At 71.2% G+C, this 24505-nt stretch carries 14 protein-coding genes; 7 read left to right on the forward strand and 7 right to left on the reverse strand.

The genetic code is table 11. The features are described 5' to 3' along the window. Positions 1 to 321 precede the first annotated feature (321 nt). The 4 genes from ABT061_RS14960 to mppP form a co-directional block, all read right to left on the reverse strand. On the reverse strand, positions 322 to 771 hold the full coding sequence (locus tag ABT061_RS14960) for a helix-turn-helix domain-containing protein (protein ID WP_350916808.1): 450 nt from the start codon (positions 769 to 771) through the stop codon (positions 322 to 324). Between the two features lie 189 nt (positions 772 to 960). Continuing rightward, entirely contained in the window at positions 961 to 1791 is an 831-nt protein-coding gene (mppR, locus tag ABT061_RS14965; RefSeq protein ID WP_350916811.1) for an enduracididine biosynthesis enzyme MppR, read from the reverse strand. A gap of 3 nt (positions 1792 to 1794) precedes the next feature. Next, the gene (locus ABT061_RS14970) at positions 1795 to 3021 is read right to left on the reverse strand and encodes an aminotransferase class I/II-fold pyridoxal phosphate-dependent enzyme (protein ID WP_350916814.1); all 1227 of its coding nucleotides are present in this window, start codon (positions 3019 to 3021) and stop codon (positions 1795 to 1797) included. Next, entirely contained in the window at positions 3018 to 4166 is a 1149-nt protein-coding gene (gene mppP / locus ABT061_RS14975; protein ID WP_350916817.1) for an enduracididine biosynthesis enzyme MppP, read from the reverse strand. The genes ABT061_RS14970 and mppP overlap by 4 nt, the downstream gene beginning before the upstream one ends. A 397-nt stretch (positions 4167 to 4563) precedes the next feature. Between mppP and ABT061_RS14980 the strand changes: the two genes are divergently transcribed. Further along, positions 4564 to 6087, forward strand: coding sequence for a glycosyltransferase family 39 protein (locus ABT061_RS14980; RefSeq protein WP_350916820.1), 1524 nt, complete (start codon positions 4564 to 4566; stop codon positions 6085 to 6087). Positions 6088 to 6298: 211 nt separating this feature from the next. Then, positions 6299 to 7546 carry an MAB_1171c family putative transporter gene (locus tag ABT061_RS14985; RefSeq protein ID WP_350916823.1) on the forward strand — a complete coding sequence of 416 codons (1248 nt, stop codon included), beginning with the start codon at positions 6299 to 6301 and terminating at the stop codon, positions 7544 to 7546. On the opposite strand, the gene ABT061_RS14990 is transcribed toward ABT061_RS14985, so the two are convergent. Both ABT061_RS14990 and ABT061_RS14995 read right to left on the reverse strand, forming a co-directional pair. After that, positions 7470 to 8078 carry a flavin reductase family protein gene (locus tag ABT061_RS14990; RefSeq protein WP_350916826.1) on the reverse strand — a complete coding sequence of 203 codons (609 nt, stop codon included), beginning with the start codon at positions 8076 to 8078 and terminating at the stop codon, positions 7470 to 7472. The genes ABT061_RS14985 and ABT061_RS14990 overlap by 77 nt on opposite strands. Beyond that, complete coding sequence (locus ABT061_RS14995) at positions 8075 to 9664, reverse strand: tryptophan halogenase family protein (RefSeq protein ID WP_350916829.1); 1590 nt, start codon at positions 9662 to 9664, stop codon at positions 8075 to 8077. The genes ABT061_RS14990 and ABT061_RS14995 overlap by 4 nt, the downstream gene beginning before the upstream one ends. A gap of 629 nt (positions 9665 to 10293) precedes the next feature. Here ABT061_RS14995 and ABT061_RS15000 point away from each other — a divergent pair. From ABT061_RS15000 to ABT061_RS15010, 3 genes are read left to right on the forward strand one after another with little or no spacing between them, the layout of a single operon-like run. Next, positions 10294 to 11205, forward strand: a complete 912-nt coding sequence (locus ABT061_RS15000; RefSeq protein WP_350916832.1) for an ArsR/SmtB family transcription factor — start codon at positions 10294 to 10296, stop codon at positions 11203 to 11205. A 54-nt stretch (positions 11206 to 11259) separates the two neighbouring features. Next, the gene (locus ABT061_RS15005) at positions 11260 to 11478 is read left to right on the forward strand and encodes an MbtH family protein (RefSeq protein ID WP_350916835.1); all 219 of its coding nucleotides are present in this window, start codon (positions 11260 to 11262) and stop codon (positions 11476 to 11478) included. After that, a complete protein-coding gene (locus tag ABT061_RS15010) occupies positions 11475 to 12404 on the forward strand; it encodes a TauD/TfdA family dioxygenase (protein ID WP_350916838.1) in 930 nt (309 codons plus the stop codon). Before ABT061_RS15005 ends, ABT061_RS15010 begins: the two co-directional genes overlap by 4 nt. A gap of 57 nt (positions 12405 to 12461) precedes the next feature. On the opposite strand, the gene ABT061_RS15015 is transcribed toward ABT061_RS15010, so the two are convergent. Continuing rightward, a complete protein-coding gene (locus ABT061_RS15015) occupies positions 12462 to 13454 on the reverse strand; it encodes a hypothetical protein (RefSeq protein WP_350916841.1) in 993 nt (330 codons plus the stop codon). A gap of 325 nt (positions 13455 to 13779) precedes the next feature. Between ABT061_RS15015 and gntD the strand changes: the two genes are divergently transcribed. Next, complete coding sequence (gntD, locus tag ABT061_RS15020; RefSeq protein ID WP_350916844.1) at positions 13780 to 14808, forward strand: guanitoxin biosynthesis L-enduracididine beta-hydroxylase GntD; 1029 nt, start codon at positions 13780 to 13782, stop codon at positions 14806 to 14808. 41 nt (positions 14809 to 14849) lie between these two features. Beyond that, positions 14850 to 24494 carry a non-ribosomal peptide synthetase gene (locus ABT061_RS15025; protein WP_350916847.1) on the forward strand — a complete coding sequence of 3215 codons (9645 nt, stop codon included), beginning with the start codon at positions 14850 to 14852 and terminating at the stop codon, positions 24492 to 24494. Positions 24495 to 24505: the final 11 nt, after the last annotated feature.

Raw genomic sequence — 24505 nt, forward strand, 5'->3', positions numbered from 1 at the left:
TGGCACGCATCCTGCCGGGCCCGGAGCCCCTCACCGCTGGGTTCGTCCGCGATGCCGCCCGGCTCGCAGGCAGGTGGCCGGGCCCGAGGGGGGAGCGGATCCGGTAGCAGGCCGATAGGGGGCGCCGTGCGGGTCGGGGGATTTCTCAGATGTTCGGGCCATGGAAGACCACGGTTCCAGAGCGAGGGCTCCGAGACCATGGCTTCGGGACGGTCCCGGCCGAGCCGTCACCGATCCTGCCCGGCGCGCCGGTAGCGCAGCAGCACGGTCCGGGAGTCGACGAGCCGCAGATCGGTCAGGCCGGTGAGCCGCGGCGGGTGCTCACGGCCTCTCCGTGGTGTCGGGCAGTCCTTCCAGCTCGCGTACCCGCTCGATCATCTCGGTGATGGCGTTCAGGCTCTTGGGGGAGAGACCGGCCGCGCGCAGCGCGAGCTGCCGGACGTGCGTGTCCCGGATGGCGGTCAGCAGCGCGAGTTCGGCGTCGATCCGCTCGGCTGCCGTTTCGTCGAAGAAGTAGGCCGGAGGGACACCGAAGAATCCCGCCAGGGCTTCAAGATGCCGTTTGGTCGGGTTGTCGCGGATGCCTTTTCGCAGCTGCCAGATGTAGGTGGCCGATATGGTCGGGCCGCCGGCCGTGCGAAGCGCCTCGGCGACCTCCTCGAAGCTGTACTCGCCGCCGTCACGTGGGTGGACCGTGTGGAAGAGATGGTCCAGCTTCGCCGCGAGGGTCCGCCGTGTGTCCGGCGAGCCGGCCGGCGAGGTGTCTGGCATGTGTCCTTCCCGCGCGGACCGGCCTGGGCAGGCCCGGGTCGCAGGTCGAAGGATACCAGGGCGTCAACTGGGATGGGTGGCAGTGTGTATATGGACCAACGACAGTTTGTTGTTCCTGTGGATCGGTTGCTGCGAGGTACGCCGGGCGGAACATTAGATGAAATATCCTGATGTTTTCCCGGGGGGCCGTCACCTGTCGTCATCCGTCAGCGGCCGGCCGTGATGCAGCGTCTCCGCGTAGGAGAACACGTATCCCCTGCCCACCTCGACGGGGGCCAGGCCGGCCAGGTCGGCGTCCGGCACGTCGAGGAGGCGCAGGTCGGCCGATCCCGCCCAGATGTCGGAGAACTCGATGTCGGTGACCTCCGAGACGACGAGCCGGTTCAGCGGCGCCTCCGACGGCACCCAGGAGGGGAACAGCCGGGTGTGCACCAGCGGGAGCGTGTGCAGAAGCGGCGGCCGGTCGATCCGGCCGTCCAGCGTGACGGTCGCCTCGGCGGTACGCCGTCCGTCCACGGACAGGACCCCGCCGAACCGTCCCCCACCGGCCAGCCGGGGACCCGCGCGGCCGACCGTCACCGGCCGGATCTGGTGGACGGTGCCGAACTGCTTGGGCATGCCCTGGATCCAGCCGCGCATCAGCGGGACCGGGCTGTCCACCCAGGCGTACGGGCATCGTGCGAGATGCCGCCCCCGGTACCGGCAGGAGATCAGGATCAGGAACTCGGCGAACCGGCATCGCGCCGGGTCGGCCAGTTCGGCCCCGGACTCCGAGCACCACTGCCACTCGGCGAAGATCGCGGCGGCCTCGCCGGGGTCGGGTCCCGGCTCCAGCTCGGGTGGCAGGAACCGCGCGGCCGCGGCCGGGTCCACGCGGTAGTCGACCATGATGACGTCGCCGGAGAAGTGCCAGGGCGGCGGGGTGACCATCGCCGAGCCCCCGGAGGGGGAGAGCGGCAGGGTGTAGCCGTGCGGGCCCGCCATCGGAGTGGAGGGGATGGTCGTCTCGATCGATCGCATGCGTCAGGTCCGATCCGTGTGCGCCGGTAACGCGTTCCAGGCCGTGGCCAGTCGCCGAGCGGCGAAGGCCAGCCGCGAGGGGGAGTTGAAGCTGTAGGCCAGCCGGATGGCCGGCCGCGCCGTGCCGCCGAAGCGGGAGCCCGCGGCCACCTCGACCCCGGCACCGCTCGCCGCGCCGAGCAGGTCGGGCTCGCGCTGCCGGTGGCGGGCGCGGAGCCAGACGAAGAAACCGCCGTCCGGCCGGTCGAGCTCGAAACCGTCGTCCAGGCCGGCCAGCAGGGTGTCGACGAGCGTGTCACGCCTCTCCCGCAACCGGGCTCGCAGCCAGTCCAGGTGACGGTCGTAGTCGCCGGCGCGCACCAGGGCGGCCACCGCGAGCGCGGCGGTGTGGTTCAGGCAGCCGCCGCTGCGGAACAGCCCGTGACCGGCGAGCCGGTCGACGGTCTCGGTCCCGGCGAGCAGCCAGCCCAGGCGCAGTCCGGGGGCGAGCGTCTTGGAGAAGGTGCGCAGCCGGATCACCCCGTGGTAGCTCGCGAGCCCCGCCATGGAGGGGGGAGCGGGGGCCTCGCCGAGATGCAGTTCGGCGTAGGCGTCGTCCTCCACGACCGGAGTCCCGTGGCGGGACGCGACGGACAGCAACTCACGTCGCCGTGCGACGGGGACGACCCGGCCGGTGGGGTTGTGGAAGGTGGGGTTCAGGTAGACGAACGCGGCCCGTTCCTCGGCCAGGGCCTCGCGCAACGCGTCCGGATCCATGCCCCCGGAGTCCGAGCGCACCTCGCGCAGCCGCATCCCGCAGTCGGTGAGGATCAGGCGTCCCAGGTCGTAGCAGGTCTCCTCGACGAGTACCACATCCCCCGGATCCGCCAGGGTGGTGGCGAGCAGCTGAAGAGCCTGCGAGATGCCCGCGGTGACCAGCACGTTTCCGGGCCCGCAGGCGATGCCGTCCGCCTGGGTGGTCCGTTCCGCCAGCGCGGCGCGGAGGTCGAGCGCGCCCCGGTCGTCGCCGTAGCCGAGCGCGGCCGAGCCGTACTCCTCCAGTGCCCGCGCGTAGGCGGCTCCCAGCAGGTCGACCGGGAGCAGGCCGGGTTCGAGGTAGCCCGGCCCCAGGTCGAACACGCCGGGAGGGGGGAGCGACTGCACGACCCCCGCCCGCCAGGAGCGCGCGTGCGACAGGGGTCCCGCGGCCTCCGCCGGAACCGTCGCGGCCTCGCCCGCGTCGGTTCTCATCGTGAGAGCATTACGGAGCGCAGCGCCCGGGTCGCCTCCCTGAGGGGAGCGGCGGACCTGGCCAGGGCGATCCTGAGGGTACTGTTCCCCTCGGGCGGGTTCGCCCAGTGGAACTTCTGGCAGGGCAGCACGTACACGTTGTGGTCCCGCAGGCTGGACCACACGTCCAGGGCCGACCGCGCGCCGACGTTCACCCGTTCCACGCTGGCCCTGCTGTGCGGGTCGGGGAAGTGGATCCCCGGCACCCCGGCCAGCCCTTCCCGCACCAGGGCGCGGTTCTCCGCCACGAAGCGGTGCAGGTCGGCGAGGCCGCCGTCCGCGGCGTCCTCGGAGAACCGCTGGACCAGCGCGAGCACCATCGGGGACACGCCCAGCAGGATGTCGGAGTAGATCTTGGCCACCGGCAGGCCGAGGTTGGCCGCCGTCACCAGCCAGCCGACCTTGAGGTCGAGCGTCGGCCACAGCTTGCCGGTGTCCTCGATGACGACCCAGCGGCACCCGCTGTCCCCCAGCACCCGGTAGTGGTCGTAGTGGCCGGCGGGGTCGAACCCGCGGAACGAGGTGTCCAGCGCCAGGACCAGGTCGCGCTCCGCGCACTGCCCGGCGAGCCTGCGCAGGCCCTCCTCGGACAGCACCCGGCCGGTCGGGTTGTTCGGTGTGGTGACGAAGACGCAGCCCACCGAGCCCAGGACGTCGTCGAGGTCGTCCTCCCCCAGGCGTTCCTCGGCCACCGGCACCAGGTCCAGCCCGACACCGCGGAGGATGTCCGGGATGTTGTCGAAGGTGGGGTGGATCAGCGCGACCGAGCTCATCGCGCCGGCCAGGGAGCGGGCGAGGATCTCCATGGCCACGGAGGAGGAGTAGCAGGCCAGCACCCGGCCGTCGTCGCCCGGGTAGCTGTGCTGGCCGAGTAGCCCGAAGTACGCGCGGTGGGCTTCCCGCTCCACCTCCTCGACCGGGAGTTCGGCGGCCTTGAGGAACAGGTTCGGCAGGTCGTCGATGATCCGGGCCTGTCCCGCGGTGAGCCCCTGGCGGGCGTGCGCGTCGGCGATGTTCAGCGGGCTGTTCAGGGCCAGATACTCGAACTGGGTGAGATTGCCGACGTCCAGCCCTGAACTGGCGGGCACCGTTCGGGTTTCCTGCATTCCGTTCACCTCGCATGGGTGGTTCGGGAGTGTGGGGCAGCCGGGGACATCTGTTTTCCGGCATTCGAAAAATCCCTGTCGAATCCGGGGGTAACCGTTCGTGGACCGCCGATCGACCGGCGCCGCGGAATGCGGTTGTCGATCGCACGAAACGACAGGGGTGTTGAGGGAAAAATAATGCATGAAAAGAATGTTCGCAAGCGTCTGGTTGCTCAATACGCGAGCTGCATATTTTCCCGAGGATTCAATGTCGTTGCCCGTCTGTGACGCCCCCGTCATGCTGTCACCAGCGGCTGTACTGTCGGCATGATGGTTCAACATGGAACGCCTATTTTGCGGATGAGAATGTCCGGCATGTTGTGGCGGGCCATGGATCGAGAATGAGAGGTGCTCTTAAATGTCGACCGTGACGGCCATTCCGGAACCATCCGCGGAAAAAAACGGGGCGGCGATGTCGCCGGTGCGCCGGGGACCCCTCGCGGCTGTCTCCGGCGGAGCGGTCGCCGTGTTCCTGCTGCTTTCCGGAGGGCAGGGGTACTACGTCGACGAACTCTACTTCCGGGTGGCCGCGGGGCATCTCGACTGGGGATACGTGGACCAGCCGCCCCTGATCCCGCTGCTGGCCCGGGCGCAGATGGCGCTGTTCGGCGACAACCTGGTCGCGATCCGCGTCGTGCCGGCGCTGCTGGCCGGAGTCGCCGTGCTGGTCGCCGGGCTCATCGCCCGCGAACTCGGCGGAGGCGGCCGGGCGCAGCTGCTCGCGGCGTGCGCGACGGCCGGCTCGCTGGCGTCGTTCGCCGCCGGGCACGTGCTCCACCCCACCGCCGTGGACCACCTCGTCTGGGTGACCGCGTGCTGGCTGGTGATCCGTGTCATCCGTACCGGCGAGGAGCGGCTCTGGCCGGTCGCCGGCGCGGTGGTCGGGGTCGGACTGCTCGCGAAGTACCTCGTGGTGCTGCTGGTGATCTGCCTCGCGGCGGGGCTGCTGGTCACGGGGCCCAGACGGGTGCTGCGCAGCGGGTATCTGCCGGCCGGCGCCGGGATCGCCGCGTTGGTCGCCGCGCCCGGCCTGGTCTGGCAGGCGCTGAACGGCTGGCCCCAGTTCGCGATGGCCGGGAGCCTGTCCGAGCCGTTCGGGGTCGGAAGCGTGATCAACTTCTTCGTGGGACAGATACTGATGATCGGCCCGTTCCTGACCCCGGTGTGGATTGTGGGACTGCTGGCCCTGCTACGCAGGCCCGAGTGGCGCGCCTACCGCTCGCTCGCCGTGGCCTACCTGGTCATGGTGGTGGTCCTGCTCCTGGCCGGTGGCGCCCCCCGGTACACCGAGGGCCTGCTGACCGTGCTGCTGGTGGCGGGATGCGTCCGCGCCGCCGGTTGGGCGGCGACGATCCCGCGCCGGATCTGGGTCGGGCTGGCGGTGGCCGGGAACGCGCTGCTGGCGATGGTGATGGTGATGCCGGTCCTTCCCGCCGCCGTGTACGCCCGCGATCCCGTGCTGGCGGCGCTGGGCGAGGAGCAGTTCGGCCAGACGGGCTGGCAGGGCCTGGCGGGACAGGTGGCCGCGGTCTACCGGTCGCTGCCGGAGGCCGACCGGGCACGGGCTGTCGTCTACGGCCACAACTACGGCGAGGCAGGTGCCGTCGCGCTGTACGGACCCGGTTACGGACTGCCGCGGGAGTACAGCGGCAACAATTCCTATGCTGATTTCGGTCGTCCGGCGGACGATAAAACGGTTGTCATAGCCGTCGGTGTGGACCGCGCCTCGTTCTCCAGGCTGTTCGGCCGGTGCGAGCTCGGTGGCACGCTCGATTTCGAGTTTCCCCATTTCGAGCAGGGTAAGGAGATCCTGGTGTGCCGTGACCCCCGTGAACCGTGGTCGCGGATATGGCCTGAACTGCGCTGGCTGGGTACATTCTGAGACCACGACCCAATTTCCGGCCTGCTAGGCTCGGCCGGGATAGGACATGGAGAACTCACGGGGGTGGGTCAGTCGATGAAGACGTTGGTCCGCGGGCTCGAAGAGTCCGCGGACGTCACCGTTCTGGAATTCTGACCGTGGTTATCCGGGGGCGGAAAGCATCCCTCGGGTGGTGTGGCCGGTCCGCTCTCGTCCTTTTTCGAGAATCACGATGACCCGTTCAGGGGTGAGTTTCAGGCGGCTGCGCCGCAGGTGTGACGAGATACTGAGCGAACTCCCGCTGCCCATGCCGTTCGACGCCGGGAAGCTGTGCGACACGGTGGCGCGAAGGCGCGGCCGCACCATCCGGCTGGAGCCCATGAGGAGCCGGCGCGGCGTGATGGGGCTGTGGGTGGCCGTCGACGGTGCCGATCTGATCTTCTACGAGCAGGTGACCACGCCACCGCACCAGGAACACATCATCCTCCACGAGCTGAGCCATCTGCTGTGCGGGCACGAGGTGACAGACCTGTCGGCCGCCGAGCAGGTACGGCTGCTCATGCCCAGCCTGGACTCCGGGATGGTGCACAGGGTTCTGAGCCGCGGTTCCTACTCGGGCGTCGAGGAACGGGAGGCGGAGCTGCTCGCCTCGCTCATCATGCAGCGATCCAGACGAATGTTCCCCCTGAGCGGCGACGTCTCCGCTGGAATCGGGCGGAAGCTGGTCGTCGCCGGCCTGGTCGCGGCCCTGGCGTACCACGTCAACAAGGCACTGCTGCCGGCCATGGCCGCCTTCGGGGACGACCATGCCCGGCCGCTCGGTCACGCGCTGGACGCCGTGCTCGCCCTGGTCGCGTTCGTATGCGTCCCGCTGGGCGCCACCATGCCGGCGTGGGGGGCGTTCCTGCGGGTGCCCGCCCTGCTGGAGTGGTTCCATCGCTACCGCGTCTACACGGTGCTGCGCCCGCTCTGGGGAGATCTGTACCGGGCCAACCCGCAGATCGCCCTGCTGCGGCCGCCGCACCGGCTGGCCGGCCTGCTGCCACCGCGCGACCTCGGCCTGCGCCTGTACCGGCGGGTCATCGAGATCCGGGACGGCCGGATGATCGTACGGCATCACCTGGACCCCGCCGTCGCGGCCGCGGCGTGGGAGCGCGCCGCGGCCGCGGGGATCACCGGCCGGAAGCTGGACGCCGTCGTGGAGGCGGCGACGCTGTCGGCCGCGTTGCGCGCCGCCTCCGGAGACGAGGCGCCCGCCGGGGAGCCGTCCCGGGACGCTGTGCCGGGCGGGGACGACCTGGCGGGCGACGTCGCCTTTCTCTGCGACGTCGCCCGCGCCTACCGCCGTTCGCGGCGGGCGTGGCGGTTGTCCCGGCTACCCGGCGCGCGCCGTCTGCGGCGTCTCAGGCAGGCAGGCCGCCGGTCGGCCGCGGGCCCTCCGGACGACGGGGGGCGGGCGACCAGGAGGAGTACTCCCTGAGCCCGTAGAGCAGCGGTACCGCCCGAGCCCGCTGCTCCACCCGGAACACCTGGCCGAACACCACGGTGTGGTCGCCCACCTCGACGGTCCGGGTGACCCGGCAGTCCGCGAACGCGTGGGCCTCGTCCACGAGGTGCGGCCCGCCGAAGGAGGGTTCCGTGCGCCACCTGACCCGCTCGAAGCGGTCCGGGGTCCCCGAGGCGAAGAGTTCCGCCGCGTACCGCGCGCGGTCGTGCAGGAGGTTCACGGTGAAGGTCGACAGCTTCAGCATCGCCTTCAGCGTCGGGCTGAGCCTGCGGACGCACACGAGCAGGGTCGGCGGGTCCAGCGCGACGCTGCACACCGAGGAGCAGGTCATCCCCCACGGCCTGCCGCCGGGCTCGGCGGTCGTCACGATGGCGACGCCGCTGGGGAAGGCGGACATCAGCGACCGGAACCGCGTCGGGTCGACCGCCGGCGGCGCCGAGGGGGGCTCGAAGGAGGGCTCGAAGGGGATGTCGAAGGGAGAGAGGCCGACCAGCGGGTCCTTCATCGTGGTGCTCCGTGCGCGACCCGCCGCTCGGGGGGCAGGTCGTGCAGGCGCGCGAAGTACTCGTACTGGCTGGGCAGCCTGTCGACCAGTTCACGGGACTGGTCGCGGACGATCCGCAGTTCCCTGGAGGCCGCGGCGCCGTCGAACAGCCTCAGCGCCGGCGGGGCCTGCACGGGGAGGCCGCCCAGTCCCAGGAGCATGGCGGTGTAGGAGTAGGGCTCGAACCCGTGGTAGTGAGGGAAGACCGTCTCGGGGTCGGGCAGCTTGACCTGCCACTGCTCCAGGCGTTCGGCCAGCCCGTCGGGTACCTGGCGGGTCGTGGCGTCCTTCCAGTAGTCGTTGTCGGCTCGCGCCGCGGCGTGGTAGTGCAGCACCAGGAACTCGCGCACGCCGTCCATCACATTGGCGACCTGGCGGTTGTAGGACCGGCGCAGCCGGTCGTCCCAGCGCTCGCTGGGGAAGTGCTTGACGAGCTGTTCGACGGCGTTCTGGATGAAGAAGATGCCGGTGGACTCCAGCGGCTCGACGAACCCGCTCGACAGTCCGATGGCGACGCAGTTGTTCACCCAGGAGTTCTCGCTCCGGCCGATCCGCATGCGGATGTGATTGGCCTCGAGGTCGTCCGCGGCCGGGCCGACGAACTCGCGGAGGGTCCGCTCCGCCTCGTCGGGCGTGCAGTAGTCACTGGCGTAGACGTAGCCGGTGCCGACGCGGCCGAAGAGCGGGATCGTCCAGATCCATCCCGCCTCCTGAGCCGTGGCCGTGGTACAGGGGCGGATGCCCCGCTCGGCCATGTTCACCGGCACCCGCAGCGCCACAGCCCGGTCGTTGGGCAGGGTGTCCTGGTACGACATGAAGGGCACCGAGAGCGCCTTGTTCAGCAGCATCCCGCGAAAGCCGGTGCAGTCGATGAACAGGTCGCCTTCCAGCGCGCCGTGCTCCCTGGTGACGACGTCGCTGATCCAGCCGCGCTCGTCGAGGTTCACGTTCACCACGTCGTCGAGCACGTGCCGGACGCCGCGGTCGGTGCCGTACTTCGTGAGAAACCTCGCCAGCAGCGCGGCGTCGAAGTGGTAGGCGTAGGGGAACTGAGTGTTCTGTTCGGTCAGCGTGGTGCGGTAACCGCGCTCCGCGCCGCCCTCGGTGAAGTCCTGCTCGAACAGTGCTCCGGAGAGATAGCGGGGAGACCGGTTCGCGTCGCAGAGCGAGGCGATGACGAAGCAGTCCTTGTCGAACCGGCCGCCGGGGCGCTCGTTCAGCCACCAGTCGGTGAGCGGGAATCCGTTCACGGTGCGCAGGCGCTCGAACGGGTGGTAGAAGTGGTGGCCTTGGGAGCGCCAGTTCTCGAACCGGATCGCCAGCTTGTAGGTGGCCTGGCACTCCGGCATCCACTCGCGCTCGTCCAGGCCCAGATAGTTGAAGAAGTGGCGGATCGTGCTGAAGGTCGCCTCTCCGACCCCGATGGTGGGCACGTTCTTCGACTCGACCAGTGTCACGTTGATTCGGTCGCCGAAAGCCGCCCGCAGGTACGAGGCGGTCATCCAGCCCGACGTGCCACCTCCGACGATAACTACGCTTTTGACCATTCTGAACCCTTATCCCTGCGCGTGAGAACGGAACACCGGGAGAACACCGGGAGAACGCCGGGTGATGTGAAAGGCGCGGCTCGGCGGTGTCATCCACCCCGGCATTGTTGAAAGCCTCTACCAAAAGCACGGTCCGGCTCCACATCATTGACTCGATAGCTAAACAGGGCGGTCAGGCGCGCTTTCGGTACGCTGGGTAATGGGCCGGTCGCCGATTCGGGGGAGGCGTGTTCCCGGCCGTCCGGCTGCCGGGAACCGGTGCCGCCGTGCTCTGGGTGGCCGAAAGATCCGGATATTTGAGCAGCTCAGAGGCTGTCTCGAAGGTAAGCGCATCAACTGGTGTGTATGAGATTTGACGCTTTCTGCAACGAGAGTTGACTTCCGATCGGCGTCGGAGTTAGGTTGATCTTATTGACAGAGCCAATGGGAGAGTGGTGAGAATATCACTCTCGGTTTACTGGGGGATCCTCGCGGACGGCCCTGGGCATTGTCCGGCGTCCGCCGAGATCGAGTAGTCCGCGCGCCGGCCGGCAGAGCGGGCCATCATTTGCCGGGGCCTCCGTTGAGAGGCGTGACCTGCTTTCCAACAACACAGAAAAACCAATCTTTCTACAACGCTGGGGGCCGCGGTGTTGAGGATTCATTTCACGGTTGAGGACCTGGCACGCCTGCGCATGGTCGCGAGCCTCGGGCCGGTGGCCGAGAGCGTGTTCGCGCTGGACATCTTCGGTCGCAACGGAGGCGCCTCCCTGAACGGGTGGCGAAAGCATGTGCGTGATCGGCTGGGCGAGGGCGTCGGCAGCGTGGAGCAGCTGGTCCGTGAACGCCGGGCGCCGACGGAGCTGCTGGAACTGGTCGAGCGCTCTCCCGGCCGAGCCGAGCCGCGCTCCGTGGCCGACGAGTGGGCCGACCGGCGGGTGAGCGCCACCGTGCTGGGGTTCTGTCAGGTGGCGGTGCTGCCGTACTGGAGCAGGGTGCGAGGTTACCTGGAGTCCGAGCGCGAGGCGTACGGCCGGATAACGATCAGCAACGGCGTCGAATGCCTGCTTGAGACGCTGCACCCCAGGCTGTGCTGGAACCCGCCGGTGCTGGAGATCCCCGACAGCGAGGACCGTGACGTCCACCTGCGCGGACGCGGTCTGCTGCTGAGCCCCTCGCTGTTCCTGCAGGGCAGGAACTACCTCTTCCTTGACGCCGAGCACGAGACGGGGCTGCCCGCCCTGGTGGTCTCGGCGCCGTGCACCCCGGCCCTCCTGTCCGACCTGGCCGGGGCGCCGGTGCCCGACGACGAGGCGCTCGGCGCCCTGGTCGGGCACACCAGGGCGGCCGCGCTCCAGGCGCTGGCCGAGAGCTGCACCACGGGCGGCCTGTCCGAGCGGCTCGGTATCTCTCTCGCGGGGGCCAGCAAGCACGCCACCGTACTGCGCAAGGCCGGACTGATCACCACTGCCCGCAACCGCAACACGGCGCTGCACACCCTCACCTCCCTGGGGGTGGCGCTGCTGCACGGGGAGCTCTTCCTGTCTCCCCAGCGCAACTGACCCCCGCTCCGGCACGCCTCGTGAACGGAGAACCTCCCAAAAAAGGAGAGCGCCATGAACTCGAACCCCTTCGAAGACCCGGAAGGCGCCTACCTCGTGCTGGTCAACGACGAGGGGCAGCACTCCCTGTGGCCCGCGTTCGTCGATGTGCCCGCGGGGTGGACGGTGGTCCTGCCCGAGACGGACCGGCAGGCCGCCCTGGACTACATCACCGACAACTGGACCGACATGCGTCCGAGGAGCCTGGCCGAGGCGATGGGGGACCGGCCATGACCGGCCACGAACTGCCCCTCGTCATCGAGGGCGGGGGTGCCCGGATCTCCGACCTGGTGAGATCCGACCGGCAGGAGATCCGCAAGAGCCTCACCGCGCACGGCGCCGTGTTGTTCCGCGATTTCGAGGTCGGCGGCGTCGACGGCTTCGACGAGGTCGTGCGCGAGCTGTCGGGGACGCCGCTGACCTACGCGGAGCGCTCGTCCCCGCGCAGCGTGATCAAGGGCAATGTCTACACCTCGACCGACTACCCCTCGCAGGAGGAGATCTTCCTGCACAACGAGAACTCCTACCAGACTGTCTGGCCGATGGTGCTCTACTTCCACTGCCTGCGACCGCCGTCGTCCCAGGGCGCCACGCCACTGGCCTCCACCCGTGCCGTCCACGACAGGATGGACCCGTCGATCCGCGAGGAGTTCGCGCGGCGAGGGTGGATGGTGGTCCGTAACTACAGCGACGAGCTCGGCATGTCGTGGCACGAGGCGTTCAACACCGACAGCGAGGACGAGGTCACGGACTACTGCCGGAGCAACGGCGTGCAGACGGAGTGGCTCGGCGGCGACCGGTTGCGGACCAGGGCGGTCCGCCAGGCCGTGCACCGTCACCCGGTCACCGGCGACCCGGTGTGGTTCAACCACGCGACCTTCTTCCACATCACCACCCTTCCCGAAGGGGTGCGGCTGGGGCTGCTGGAGATGTGCGGGGAGGAGAACCTCCCGAGCAACACCTACTACGGCGACGGCGGGACGATCCCCGACGACGTCGTCGGCCACCTGCGAGACTGCTACCGGTCGGCGTCCGTGCGGTTCGACTACCGTCAGGACGACCTTCTGGTCATCGACAACATGCTGACCTCGCACGGCCGCGAGCCGTTCACCGGGCCGCGGAAGATCGCCGTGGCGATGGCCGAGCCGTCGTCGGCCTGACCGCCGATCGACGGTCGATTCGGCGGTCAGGCCGACGACGGCCGGCCGCCGCGCCCCTCAGTCCGGCTCGCGCAGCCGCCGGACCTCGGCGGAGATGATCGCCAGGAGCAGCAGGTCGGCCGCCAGGCCGGGAACCGCGGAGAACTGGTTCATGACGAACGCGAAGACCTGGCCGAAGAGGATGTCGACCAGCAGCGCGGCGTTGAGCAGCCGGAAGGCGGCCATGCGGTTCCCGCGCAGCCGCACCGCACCGCACAGGCCCAGCGCCACGGTGATCGCCGCCGAGACGGCCATGCCGATCACCGCCCCCCACTCCTGCTCGCCGTCGAGCGTGCCGTAGGCGTTCTCCAGCCCGAGGCCCACCAGGGGCAGGAGCGCCTGGACGATGAGATACACCACCGCGAGGGCGACGAGCAGGGGGCGGCGCGTCAGGCCGTCGAGGGCGGCGCGGGCGCGGGCCAGGCCGGTGCGCAACGGCCCGGGAGCCGCCTCCCGGGCCGGGACCATGCCCAGCAACCGGACCGCCGCCGCGTCGAGCGCGTCGTCGGAGCCCTGGACCAGTCGCACAGCGGCGTGCCGCTGCTCCACGGTCAGCCCCGAGGTCACCCCGACGAGTGCCGCGTAGACGGCGTTGGCCGTGCGCTCGCGCCGGGAGAAGTCGGTCCGGCCCTTCAACCACTGGGAGAGCACGACCAGGAGGGCGAAGACCAGGTAGATGATCCCCGCGGCCGGACGGTAGAAGTAGTCGGTCGTCTGGGTGACGAACTTGCCGACCTCATCGACGAACAACCCGAACCCGACCCCGCCGAGGACGGCACCCCAGGTCCGCGCGGCCTGGCCGAGGAACGCGAGCGTGATGCCCATGCCCACCGTCATCAGCAGGCCGCCCCACAGGACGTGGGCGATGTGCAGGCTCCCTCCGCCGAGCTGGGGATAACCGGCCCGTTGGAGATAGGCCCTGGTCAACAGCACCGCACTGATCCCGGATATCGCGAACACCTGCAGATGCGCGGCGGCGCTGGTCACCCGGGTGAGGCCCGATAGGCGCAATGTAGTTCTCCCTAATGCTGCCGACGGCGTTCTGGGAAACGGCCGGCCGAGAAGGCGACGGCCTCGGCTCCGGAGGTGCCTGACCTACGGTGTCCCGCGTCGGCGGATCGATAGGGCGGTGACACGGAAAAGGCCGGTCCGGAGGATTAGAACCACATACGACGTTAGCACGAAGCCCGCTCTGACTGCGCTGTTTAGCCCCTAAGTCAAAGACGTTGAACCCGCCCCCCGTCATGCCGGAGGCTCGATTAGGGCCGGGGACGAATGGCCGCCCCGGCCACGGTGATTCCCAGGAACCGATTGCCGTTGGCAGAGGGAGTTAATTGTGCTGGCATTACATCTGCTGGACGACGACGTCATGGTGATCGAGGAAATCGTCCGGGACCTCTCCCAGCGTTACCAGACCGTCGAGTCCGCTGATTTCCAGCGCGAGAGCCGGACGTATGCCGAGGAACTTCCGCGACGTCTCCGCAGGGCGCTCAACGAGTTCCGCCTCGCGGAGCCGTCCGGAATCCTGCTGATCTCCGGGCTTCCGGTGGACGACGCGAGGATCGGCCCGACCCCCGCGGACTGGAAGAACAAGCCGGTGCCCTCGCCCACCATCGGGCACGACATCGCGTTCTTCCTCATCGCGTCCCTGCTGGGAGATCCCATCGGATGGGCCACGCAGCAGGGCGGCTACATCATGCACGACGTCTTCCCGATCAAGGGCTACGAACACGAGCAGATCGGCTGGAGCAGCGAGGAAACGCTTGTCTGGCACACCGAGGACGCCTTCCACCCGTTGCGCACCGACTATCTCGGCCTGATGTGCCTGCGCAATCCCGACGAGGTCGAGACGACCTATGCCGACGTTTCCGACGTGCGTATCGACGATGATGTCAAAGCCATTCTGTCGCAGGAACGCTTCTACATTCTTCCGGACGACTCACACCGCCCGGCGAATCGGGCCGCGGCGACCGACGAGGATACGAAGGTCGCGGATCTACGGAAACGCAGTTACCGGCAGGTCGACCTGGCACTGGACACTCCTGAGCCTGTTGCGGTCCTTTTCGGCGACCCTGACGACCCATATATCCGCATCGACCCGCACTACATGGGCGGGATCCAGGAAGAGGACGCGGGTAAAGCGCTTGCCGAATTCGGGACGGCGCTGGATTCCGCGATGACCGGGGTCGTCCTCAAGCCGGGTGACATCTGCCTCATCGACAACTACAAGGCCGTCCACGGGCGCAGCCCCTTCAGCGCGCGCTTCGACGGGACGGACCGCTGGCTGCGCCGTCTGAACGTGGCGAGGGACCTGCGCAAGTCCCGGGAGTTCAGGCTGAGCGCCTCCTCCCGTGTCATCTACTAGCCGAACCGTCATCGGACACGTCCTCGAAGGCAGGAGTCAGCGTGACCCACGACGCACCGTCCGTACCCGCGCCCGAGGGCGCCGCCACACCGCCGTTCGGTGAAGGCGCCGAGTCACCGGGGGACCGGTGCCTGCTCGAACTGTTCGCCGAGCGGGTGCGCCGCGCCCCCGAGGCGACGGCCGTCGCCTCGGACGGGGAGTCGCTCGACTACGGGCGGCTCGACGCGCGGGCCAACCAGCTCGCGCACCACCTTCGCGCCTGCGACGTCGGCCCGGACACGCTCGTCGGCGTCTTCGCGGAGCGCGGCGTGGAACTCGTCGTGGCGCTACTGGGAGTGCTCAAGGCCGGCGGCGCCTATCTGCCGCTGGACCCGGACAACCCGGCCGGCCGCCTGGCCTTCGCCATCGGCGACGCGGGCGCGGCCGCCGTCGTGACCCAGGCGCACCTGCGGGCTCGGCTGCCCGCGACGGCCGCGCGGGTGGTCTGCCTGGACGACGAGGGGCCGACGATCGCGGACCGGCCGGTCACCGAGCCCGACCGCCGGGCGGGCCCGATGAACCTGGCGTACGCGATCTACACCTCCGGCTCCACGGGCCGCCCCAAGGGCGTGCTGGTCGAGCGGCGGCAGCTCGCGAGCTACCTGGCCTGCTGCGAGCGCGACTACCCGGGGCTGGCGGGGGGCGCGCTGCTGCACTCGTCGACGTCTTTCGACCTGACGGTGACCGCGCTGTGGGGCACCCTCGCCGCGGGTGGCCGGATCGAGGTCGGCGAGCTGGACGGCGGCCGTCCCGGCGGCTCCGGAGACCGGCCGGCGTTCCTGAAGATCACCCCCAGCCACCTGCCGATCCTGGAGAACCTGCCGGAGGACCGCTCGCCGACGGCGGAACTGGTGATCGGCGGGGAGGCACTCCAGGGCGAGGTGCTCGACCGGTGGCGGGCACGGCACCCCGGGGTGGCGGTGGTCAACGAGTACGGCCCGACCGAGGCGACGGTCGGCTGCGTCTCCTTCCGGGTCGAGCCGGAGGCGGGGCCGCTCCGGGGACCCGTCGCGATCGGCCGCCCGATGCGCGGCACCCGCGCCTACGCACTGGACCGATCCCTGCGACCCGTCCCGGAGGGCGTACCCGGAGAGCTGTACGTGGCGGGCGCCGGGCTGGCCCGCGGCTACCACGGCAGGCCGGGAGCGACCGCCGAGCGCTTCGTCGCCGACCCGTACGGCGGGCCGGGCGAGCGGATGTACCGTACCGGGGACCTGGTGCGGCGCCTGCCGGGAGGGGATCTGGAATACCTGGGGCGCACCGACGACCAGGTCAAGATCCGGGGCTATCGCGTCGAGCCGGGCGAGGTCGAGTCGGCGCTGGCCGGACATCCCGCGATCGCCCAGGTCGCCGTGGTGCCCTCCGGTGAGGGGTCGGGAGACACGCGCCTGCTGGCCTATCTCGTCCCGGCGGGCGAGGCGGCCCCGGCGGCGGCGGAGCTCCGCGAGTTCCTGGCCCGGACACTTCCCGAGCACATGATCCCCTCGGTGTTCCGCACCCTGGACCGGCTGCCGCTGGCGGCCAGCGGCAAGCTCGACCGCGGGGCACTGCCCGCGCTGGCCCGGCAGGACGGCACGGACGCCGGTCACGGAACCCCGCGCAACGACGCGGAGAGGGCGATCGCCGGCATCTGGGCCGAGGTACTGGGCGTCGACCGGGTCGGTGTCGAGGACGACTTCTTCGAGCTCGGCGGGAACTCCCTGCTCGCCTTCCGGGTGCTCCCGCGGATCAGGGCGGCACTCGGCGCCGAGCTTCCCGCCCGTGCCATCTTCAAGCTGCGCACGATCGCCGCGCTGGCGGCGTCGGTCACCCCGGCCGCCACCGGGACCGGCAGTGGGATCGACGGTGGGACCGGCAGTGGGACCGACGGCGTCGTGCCCGTGCCCCGCAACGGGGACCTGCCGCTCTCCTTCGCGCAGCGGCGGTTCTGGTTCTTCCACGAGTTCGACCCCGAGGCCGCCGACTACAACGTCCGGTTCGGCTACCGGCTGCTCGGCGAGCTCGACCCCGCCGCGCTGGAGTCGGCCCTGCGCGAGTTCGTCACCCGGCACGAGTCGCTGCGGACGACCATCTCCTCGACCGGCGGCGAGCCGGTCCAGGTCGTCCACCCCGCAAAGGACCTTCAGGTCCCGCTGACCGTCGTGGACGCCTCCGGGCTCGGCGAGGAGGAACTGGAGCGCCTGCTGCGCCGGGAGGTGAGCCTCCCGTTCGACCTGGGACGCGGCCCCGTGCTGCGGATGACGCTGCTGCGCCGTGCCGAACGCGAGCATCTGCTGGTGCTGGCCGTGCACCACTCGGTGATCGACGCCTGGTCCATGAACGTGCTCGCCGACGAGCTGAGCAGGCTGTACGGCGCCGCCAGGGAGGGCGGCCGGGCCGAGCTGGCGCCGCTGGCCGTGCAGTACGCCGACTACGCCGTCTGGCAGCGCGGACGCTGGACGGAAGAGGCCATGCGGGACCAGCTCGGCTACTGGCGGGAACAACTGGCCGGTCTGTCGCCCCTCGAACTGCCCACCGATCGGCCGCGCCCGGCGGTGCGCTCCTCCGCCGGGGCGGCACACCGCTTCACCCTGCCCCCCGAGCTCACCGCGGCGCTCAACGGGCTCGCCGCGCGCAACGACGCCACGCTGTTCATGACGCTGGTCGCCGCCTGCCAGGTACTGCTCGCCCGCTACTCCTCCCAGCGGGACATCGCGGTCGGCACCCCCATCTCCGGGCGCGACCGCCCCGAGCTGGAACCGCTCATCGGCTGCTTCATCAACACCCTGGTGCTCCGGTCGGCGGTCGACGGGAACCTGTCCTTCACCGACTTCCTCGGCCGGGTGCGCGAGACCGTGCTCGGTGCCTTCGGCAACCAGGACGTCCCGTTCGAACGCCTGGTGGACGAGCTGAGCGACGGCCGCGACCCGAGCCGGACCCCGCTGGTCCAGGCGATGGTGGCGCTGCAGAACGTACCGGAGAGGCCGCTGGAGTTCACCGGCGCGCGCACCGAGGGCTTCCGGCTCCCGCACGTGTCGGCGATCTTCGACCTCACCCTGGAGTTCGTCGAGCGCGACGGGGCGCTGGACGTGATGATCGAGTACAGCACCGACCTGTTCGACCGGGAGACGGCCGAGCGGATGGCCGGTCATCTGGAAGTCCTGCTGGCCGCGGTGACCGAGGCCCCCGACCGGCCGCTCGCCCGGCTGCCCCTGCTGACCGAGGCCGAGCGGCGGTCCCTGGCCGGATGGAACGGCCGGCTCAGGGACCGCCGCGCGGACCTCCCCGTGCACCGCCTGTTCGCCGAGCGGGTCCGGCGGGCACCGGACGCCGTCGCGCTGGAGTGCGGGGAGCGAAGGTGGACCTACGCCGAGCTGGACGAGCGCGCCAACCGGGTGGCCCACCGCCTGCGCGCCCTCGGCGTGGGTCCTGACGTGCCCGTCGTGGCGTGCGCGGAGCGCGGCCCCGAGCTGGTGGCGGGGCTTCTCGGCGTGCTGAAGGCCGGGGGCGCGTACGTGCCGCTCGACCCGGACACCCCACACGCGCGGCTGGCCTACGTGGTGGCCGACACCGGCGCGCCGGTCGTGCTGGTCGATCGCGCGACGGAGGGCCGGGCCCGCGGCCTGGACGCCATGGTCGTGCCGCTGGACGCGGGCGACCCCGGCGAAACCCGCCAGGCGGTCACCGAACCGGACATCGCCGTGGCCGGCGGGGACCTGGCCTACATCGTCTACACCTCCGGTTCCTCGGGCCGTCCCAAGGGCGTGATGGTCGAGCACCGGAACCTGTCCGACCTGTGCGCCTGGCATGTGGCGGAGTTCGAGGTGGCCGGCGAGGACCGGGCCGCGCAGGTCGCGTCGCTGGGATTCGACGCCGCCGTGTGGGAGGTGTGGCCCTACCTCTGCGCCGGAGCCCGGGTGGCCCTGCCCGACCGGGAGACGCTGGACGATCCCGCCGCGCTGGTGGACTGGTTCGCCAGGATGGGCACCACGATCTGCTTCCTGCCCACGCCCCGGCTGGACTCCGTCCTGGACGAGCCCGGATTCGCCGCCACCGGACTGCGCGCGATCCTGACCGGCGGGGACGTGCTCCGCCGCCGCCCGCGCCCCGGGACGCCGTACCGGCTGGTCAACAACTACGGTCCCACCGAGGCCACGGTCGTCGCCACCGCGGGCGACGTCACCTGGCAGGAGGCCGGCCGGGCCGGGGGGCTGCCCCCCATCGGCTCGCCCGTCGCCAACACCGCCGCGTACGTCCTGGACGGCTACGCCAACCCGGTGCCGGTGGGGGTCGCCGGTGAGCTGTACCTCGCGGGCGCCGGTCTCGCCAGGGGCTACCTGAACCGGCCGGACCTGACCGCCGAGCGGTTCGTCGCCGACCCGTTCGGAGCCCCGGGCGGCCGGATGTACCGCACCGGGGACCTCGTCCGCCGGCTGCCCGGAGGGGAGCTGGAGTATCTCGGCCGCACCGACCAGCAGGTGAAGATCCGCGGCTTCCGGGTGGAGCCGGGGGAGATCGAGAGCGCGCTGCAGAGCCACCCGGGCGTGGCCGGGGCCGTCGTCGTGGCCACCGAGGCCAGGCCTGGCCACGAGCGCCTGGCGCTGACCGGATACGTGGTCCCCGCCGGTGACGCGAAGCCGGATCCCGCCGAGCTGCGAGCCTTCGCGGGCACGGTGCTGCCGGACCACATGGTGCCCGCCGCGATCGTCGTCCTGGAGGAGTTCCCACTGACCGTGCGGGGCAAGGTGGACCGCGCCGCCCTGCCGGCTCCCGGCGCCCCGCGGGACTCAGACGGCGGGTACGTCCCGCCGGGCGACCCGGTGCAGCGGGAACTGGCCGGGATCTGGGCCGAGGTGCTGGGTGTCGACCGGGTCGGTGTCGAGGACGGTTTCTTCGCCCTCGGCGGCGACTCCATCCTCGCCATCCAGCTCACCTCCAGGGCGCGGAGGGCGGGGCTGCGGCTCACCTCCAGGGACCTGTTCCGCTGGCAGACGATCGCGGCGCTGAGCCCTCACGTGACCGAGGTGCGAAGCCCCGGGAGCACGGAGGGCACGGAGGGCGCGGGGCCGGGCGGCCGGGCGCCGCTGACCCCCATCCAGCATTTCCTCTTCGAGAGGTTCACGGTTCCCGAGGTCTTCAACCAGTTCGTCACCGTGGAACTGGCGGACGACGTCGACGAGACGGCCCTGCGGGCGGCGGTCGCGGCACTGGTCGAGCGGCACGACACGTTGCGGTCGCGCTTCGAGGTCACTCGGGGAGAGTGGTCGCAGCGCGTCGTGCCGGCGGGGGAGGAGGTGATCCTGCGCGGGGCCGACCTGTCCGGCGTCGCCGACGCCGAACTCGACGCCGCCGTCGAGCGGGAGACGGCGGCCGCGCAGGCCCGTGTCGACTTCGGCGACGGGCCGCTGATCGCGGCGGTACTGCTCAGCACCGGCCGCGGGCCGCGGCTGCTGCTGACCGCGCACCACCTCGTGGTGGACGGCGTGTCGTGGCGCATCCTGCTGGAGGACCTGCGCACCGCGTACCGGCAGATCCTTCAGGGCGAGAGCGTCGACCTCGGGCCCAGGACGACCTCGTTCCAGAACTGGAGCCTCCGCCTGGCCGGGCACGTCCAGGCCGGGGGCTTCGACGACGAGCTCGGTCACTGGGCGAAGGTGAGCCGTGCCGGGGCCGCGGCGGCCCTGCCCCTCGACGGCCCCGTCAACGGCCCCGCCAACGGGCCCGCCAACGGGCCCCTCGGCGGGCCTTTCGGGGGGCGGGGCCCGAACACCGTGGAGACCGTCCGCGAGGTGTCCGTCGAACTCGACGAGACCACCACCCGGGCCCTGCTCCGCGAGGTTCCCGACGTCTACCGCACCGAGATCACCGACGTGCTGCTGGCCGCCCTGGCCCGGGTCGTGTCCGGGTGGGCCGGGCGCGACCGCGTCCTGCTCGGTCTGGAGGGCCACGGACGGGAGGAGATCTTCCCCGACGTGGACCTCACGCGCACGGTCGGGTGGTTCACCAGCTACTTCCCCCTGGCACTGGACGTCCCCCGGGAACAGGATCTGGGCGGACTCCTCAAGTCGGTCAAGGAGCAGGTGCGGGCGGTTCCCCGGCGCGGCCTGGGGTACGGCGCGTTGCGTTACCGGGACGGGTCTGTGCTCGCCGGAGATCCCGTCCCCCAGATCTGCCTCAACTACCTCGGCCGGTTCGACGCCGAGGCCGGGGACGGGGACCTCTACCGGGAGATCTCCGGCATCGAACTGTTCCAGGATCCGCGCGACAACCGGCCGCACGTGCTCGACGTCGTCGGCTCCATCAGGTCCGGACGGCTCCAGGTCACCTGGTACTACTCGCCGAACCTGCACGAGCCCGCCACCGTCGAGCGCCTGGCCCACGAGTTCGCCGCGACCGTGGAGCGGATCGTCGGGCACTGCGCGGAGCCGGGCGCGGGCGGCCGCACCCCCTCGGACTTCCCGCTGGCCCGTCTGGACCAGGCGAGCCTCGACGCGCTGGTCGGCACCGGCCGCACGGTGGCGGACGTCTACCCCCTCACCCCCACCCAGAGCGGCATGCTCTTCGACTGCCTGATGGCACCCGGCTCCGACGTCTACACGGCCCGGTTCGAGATGGTGGTCGAAGGGGTGGCCGCCCCCGAGGCGCTCGGCGAGGCGTGGCGGCTCGTCGCGGAGCGGACCCCGGTGCTGCGCACCTCCGTGGCCTGGGAGGGGCTCGACCAGCCGCTCCAGGTGGTTCACCGGAAGGCCCGGCTGCCGATCGCCCATCACGACTGGCGTGACCTGCCGGAGGAGGAGCAGGGAGCGGAGCTGGAGCGGCTGCTCGCGCGGGACCGGCAGGCAGGGCTGGACCTCGCCGCGTCCCCGCCCACCCGGCTGGCGATCATCCGGCTCGACGACACCCGGGTGCGGGTCGTCTGGACCCTGCACCACATCCTGCTGGACGGGTGGAGCGTCCACCGGCTGCTCGCGGACGTGCTCTCCTGTTACGCCGCGCGCCGCGAGGGGCGGGACTGGCGGCCGGCGGCCCGCCGCCCCTTCCGCGACCACGTCGAGCGGCTGCTCGGCCTGGACGACACCGACGCCGAGGCGTACTGGCGCGAGGCGCTCACCGGGCTCACGGAGCCGACGCCCCTGCCGTACGACCGGCCGCCCGCGCCGGACCACCGGCCCAGGGCGGCGGGCCGGGTGAACGTGACGCTGCCGGCCTCGGTCTCGCGGCGGCTCGCCGAACACGCCAGGAACGGCCGGCTCACGCTCAACACCCTCCTGCAGGGAGCCTGGGGGATCCTGCTCTCCCGCTACGGCGGCGAGCCGGACGTCTGCTTCGGCGCGACGGTCTCCGGTCGTCCCGCGGACCTGGCCGGCGCGGAGTCCATGATCGGCATATTCATCGAGACGCTGCCGGTCCGGGTCGCCGTGGACGAGAGCCGCGCCCTGCTGCCGTGGCTGCGCGAGCTGCAGGAGGAGCAGGCGCGGGCGCGCGAGCACGACTCCGTGTCGCTGCCCCGGGTGCGCTCCTGGAGCGAGCTGCGACCCGGCGCCCAGCTCTTCGAGAGCGTCGTGGTCTTCGAGAACTACCCGATCGACCACGCCCCGGCCGGCGCCGCCGGCGTGCGGCTGCGGGACGTCGACGCCGCCGAGGTGAACGGTCACCCCCTCAACCTGGTCGTCTATCCGGGCGAGGAGCTGTCCTTCGTGCTGCTCCACGACGGGGCGCTGTTCGAGGCCGCGACCGTACGGCGGCTCGGCGAGAACCTGGCCGCGCTGCTGGAGGAGATCGCGGCCGACCCGGAACGGACCATCGGGTCGCTGCCCTCGCAGACCCGGCGCGAACGGCGCCGGATGCTGGTGGAGTGGAACGACACGGCCCGCGACCTCCCCGGGCGGTGCGTGCACGAGCTGTTCGCCGAGCGGGCGCGCGCCGTGCCCGGCGAGCCGGCCGTGGTGTCGGAGGGGGAGAGCCTCGGCTACGCCGAGCTGGACGAGCGCGCCGACCGGCTGGCGCGCCACCTGGCGTCCCTGGGGGTGACCGCGGAGTCGCGGGTGGCCGTCCTCCAGGCTCGCACGGCCGACGCGCTGGTCTCGATGCTCGCGGTGCTCAAGGCCGGCGGCGCCTACGTCCCCCTGCACCCGAGCTACCCGCCCGACCGGCTGCGCTGGATCCTGCGGGACACCGCGGCGGTGGCCGTGCTGACGGACCGGGCGACGGTCTCGAAGACCGGCGGGCTCGGGGCGCGGGTGCTGGTGGTGGACGGCGACGCGGCCCTGGACGGTCCCCCGCTTCCGAGCCCGGCCGCCGTGGCCGACCCCGACCGGCTGGCGTACGTGATGTACACCTCCGGCTCGACCGGGGTCCCCAAGGGCGTGGCGGTCACCCACCGCAACATCGTGAGCCTGGCCATGGACCGGCGGTGGCGCTCGGGAGGGCACGAACGTGTCCTCTTCCACTCCCCGCACGCCTTCGACGCGGCGACCTACGAGATGTGGGTCCCGCTGCTGGCCGGCGGCCGGGTGGTGGTCGCCCAGGGCGAGCTGGACGCCCGGAGCCTGCGGCGCCTGGTCACCGGGCACGGCGTCACCGGGATGTTCCTCACCACGGCGCTGTTCAACCTCTTCGCCGAGGAACTGCCCGAGTGCTTCGCCGGGCTGCGCGAGGTGTGGACGGGCGGCGAGGCCGCCTCACCGGCGGCGATGCTGCGGGTGATGGAGCACTGCCCGGCGACGGAGGTGCACAACGGCTACGGCCCCACCGAGACCACGACCTTCGTCATCTGCCATGAGATGACGCCGGAACTCGCCGGGGCCGGTACCGCGCCGATCGGCCGCCCGATGGACAACACGCGCGCCTACGTGCTGGGCCGCGATCTCGCTCCGGTACCGCCCGGCGCCCCCGGCGAGCTGTACCTCGCGGGAAGCGGTCTGGCCAGGGGCTACCTCGGCAGGCCAGCGCTCACCGCCGAGCGGTTCGTCGCCGATCCGTTCGACGCCGGGGGCCGCCTGTACCGCACCGGGGACAGGGTCCGCTGGAGCGCGGACGGCGACATCGAGTTCCTCGGCCGGACCGACGACCAGGTGAAGATCCGCGGGTTCCGCATCGAGACCGGCGAGGTCGAGGCCGCGCTGCGGGCCCGGCCGGACGTGGCCGAGGCGGTGGTCGTCGCGCGCGAGGAGGCGCCGGGGCGCAGGTATCTCGTGGGCTACGTGGTGCCGGTCGCGGGATGCGCGCGGCCCTCGCCCGCGGACCTGGCCCGGTCGCTGGCCGAGCGGCTGCCCGCCTACACGGTCCCCTCCGCGTTCGTGTCCCTGGACCGGCTGCCGCTGAACGCCAACGGCAAGGTGGACCGGCGGGCGCTGCCGGAACCGGAGAGCGGGGGAGCCGTGCGCGCCGCCTACGCCGCCCCGCGCACCCCGACCGAGGAGGCCCTCGGCCGGATCTGGGCGGAGGTGCTCGCGGTCGAGCGGGTCGGGATACACGACAACTTCTTCGACCTGGGCGGCGACTCCATCACCAGCCTGCGGGTGACCTCCAGGGTGCGGCGCGCGTTCGACGTCGAGATCTCCCCGAGGGAGCTCTTCACCGCCCCGACCGTCGGCGCCCTGGCCGAGGTGGTGCAGGACATGATCCTGGCGTCCTTCGAACGGGTCGCCCAGAGCCAGGGCTCGTGAACAGGCCAGCG

The organism is Streptosporangium sp. NPDC002544 (assembly GCF_040295965.1).
In the GTDB taxonomy this organism is placed as follows: domain Bacteria; phylum Actinomycetota; class Actinomycetes; order Streptosporangiales; family Streptosporangiaceae; genus Streptosporangium.